1 protein-coding gene is annotated in these 2,807 nt (G+C 44.9%); it reads right to left on the bottom strand.

The window, feature by feature from the left end; all coding sequences use genetic code 11:
• Positions 1–439: 439 nt before the first annotated feature.
• A complete protein-coding gene (locus JMX75_RS12780; protein WP_201532554.1) occupies positions 440–2,611 on the bottom strand; it encodes a protein-disulfide reductase DsbD domain-containing protein in 2,172 nt (723 codons plus the stop codon).
• Positions 2,612–2,807: the final 196 nt, after the last annotated feature.

Genomic DNA, 2,807 nt, shown 5'->3' with positions numbered 1-2,807 from the left:
GTATAGTTCGGTTAGGTTGTCCATGTAAGAAGTCCTTGTTGTGAAGTTTGTCTTGGTAAACTTACTTTAGCAACTTCGGACTTCTTTTTTTATCTTTTTTTTGAGCCCTTATCCCGAACTGGGGTTAGAATAAGAACTAAAGAAAATCAATAAATATGGACGTGCAAGGTAGCCATTACTCGTGGTAATGCGCCTTTAGCAATGTTGCTTTATTGTAATGAAAATAAGGGCACTATACTAGCGTTATTGCGAGCAAATACTGATGTAAATAATAAGGTAAGTAGTTAAATGAATAGTAATAAATAACGTTAAACCAAGGATTTAGCGTCTATATTAAAAAGGCTATTTAGTAAGATTGAAAAAGACAACGTCCTATTATCAAAGGACGTTGGCTTTTTAATGGGTAGAAATGATGTGGAATTTATCTACATTTAAACGATTAATTTAGCGCGGTTAAGGTTTGCTCAAACGCTGCGCGCCCGATTTCACCCACTTGCTGATTGACCAATTGCCCGTCTTGATAATACAGCAATGCTGGCGGACCAAATAGTTTATAACGCGCTAAGATTGCTTTTGAATCAGCCGTAGTCTCCGTGATATCAAGTCTGACCAATTGCCAATCTTGCATTTGCGCAGGGCGATTATGAAATAAGTTTTTCTCCATAATCCGGCATGCAATACACCATTCGGCGGTGACATCGACCAGCACTTTAGGATTGGCGGCGACAATAGTGTCTAGCTCAGCCAGCGTCGTGACCGTCTTATCGGTTGCATTACTGGTGGCTGGTTGACCAGCAGTTGTCTGCAGCACCGGAACCGCAGTTAGGGAGGCAAGCGGATGCAAGCTGTCGTCATTGCCCAATGCGGCGCCGACGATTAAACACGTCGCCCAAATACCAGCGATTAAGCCTAGCGCTTGGGTCAGCATCCGACCTTTGCCTAGCCAGCTCCACGCCCACATCGCCACGACCATAAACCACAGCGCCCAAACCATCAGCATCACAGGCGAGATAAAGACGCGTTCAATTAATAACAATGCCACGGCAAAAAGTAGCAGAGCAAAGCCTTGCTTGACCCAGTTCATCCACTCACCCGCTTTTGGCATGATTTTACCTTGGGTCGCGCCAATTAAGATAAGCGGCGCCGATAAACCAAAACCGAGCATAAATAAAGCCGCAAAGCCAAGTAATGGACTTCCAATCGTTGATACAGCAAGCAGCGCCCCAAATAAGGGTGCCGAAACGCATGGCGATACCACGAGCGCCGATAAGAATCCCGCAATTAAACTGCCACCCGTACTACCAAGTTTGCTATCCCCCGCTTGGCTTAGACCCTGCATTTTACTACTGATGAATCTTGGCAGACGAATGCTAAATACGCCCAACATATAAAGGGCTAATAAGACAAAAACGATGGCAAACCCAATTAAAATAATCGGATTTTGTAGCCAACCGATAATGCCTAACGATTCACCAAATATAGCAATGACCGCACCTAAAATACCATAAGCGATGGCAACACCAATAGCGTAGCTGGTCGTTAAAATAACACCGCGTTTTACCGTTGGATTGTCTTCACGCGCGACGATATTGGCAACAATCGGTAGCATCGGTAACACGCATGGCGTCAATGCCAAGACCAACCCTGCCAAGAACAATAACACCAATGCCAACCACGGATGCGAAGCTAAGCCAAAAGGGTCACTATTAATGGCGTTATCAACGACAACGGTATTGTTTGTTGCAGCAGCATTATTTATGACAGCGTCATTGTTCGCTGCTTCACTTGTGACATTATCGCCTACCACTTCTTCATCGGCTCCAGAGATGGTATTGATTGCACCAAGCTCTGCATCTAACGCTTCGTCATCTAACAATGCATAATCAATCACCTCGTCATCTGGCGTAGTTTGCTCTGTAGCAAGACTATTGGTAACTGTCCCATCTGTAGAGGCTTGCGCAGTTTCTACATTGCTGTTATTGCTCGCAGAAACTGTAGCAGTACTACTTGAACTATTGGCTGCCGATTGTGAAGCAGCAGCGATATTGACTGTGGTTTTTATTTTCTCCGGTGGATAGCATAGACCCGCTTTGGCACAGCCTTGCCAACCTATTGTCACGGCGGCATTATTTATCGCCTTGCCATTACTACTACTCAAAATGGTAGTAGCAACCATATTGGCTTGGTCAAAGACCAATACTTGACCAAAGGTCGGATCATCTATGGAGATAGGCTTTTGGCTAAAGCTAAAAGGTGCAGCGCTCACGCCAGCAGGCAACGTTAGCTTAATTTGGTCTTTATAAACATAGTGCTCAGGCGTAATGTCAAAGTTAATGGCTAAGCGCGTGCCATTATTGGTCGGTTTGCTGCTACTGCTAACTTGAAACGCTTCATCAACAGGCAAAAATTTCGGTTGGGTCGCGCTTTTATCACTGCTAAATAAATCGCCCAATCCTGCCGCTTGCGATGCCACTGGCACGGCCGTCAGCCCAGTCGCTGCTAGCCCTGTCAATAATGAACCCGCGCTGAAAGCGAACGCCAACAGATAAGATTTTTTCGACGATTTATTTTGCGTTAATGACGGAGACTTTTCTGCGCTCTTAAGGGACATGAAGGGCTACCTATTATTTCCAATATTCGAATTGACCAATTCACTGTCTGTATGGACTTGTCTATTTACAACCCCAGTTCGGGATAAGCCACATTGTAACTCATTGATACTATTTACAATGTCGCTACCTGTCCCTGCTGAGGCATGTTTTTGATGGTGGGCTTATAGGGAAACCAGCAATAAGCAATCAAACCCG

The organism is Psychrobacter sp. LFX-11D (genome assembly GCF_904846475.1).
Lineage (GTDB): Bacteria > Pseudomonadota > Gammaproteobacteria > Pseudomonadales > Moraxellaceae > Psychrobacter > Psychrobacter cryohalolentis.
Note: the sequence above shows the minus strand (reverse complement) of the source record. Positions and strands in the feature narration are given on the sequence as shown.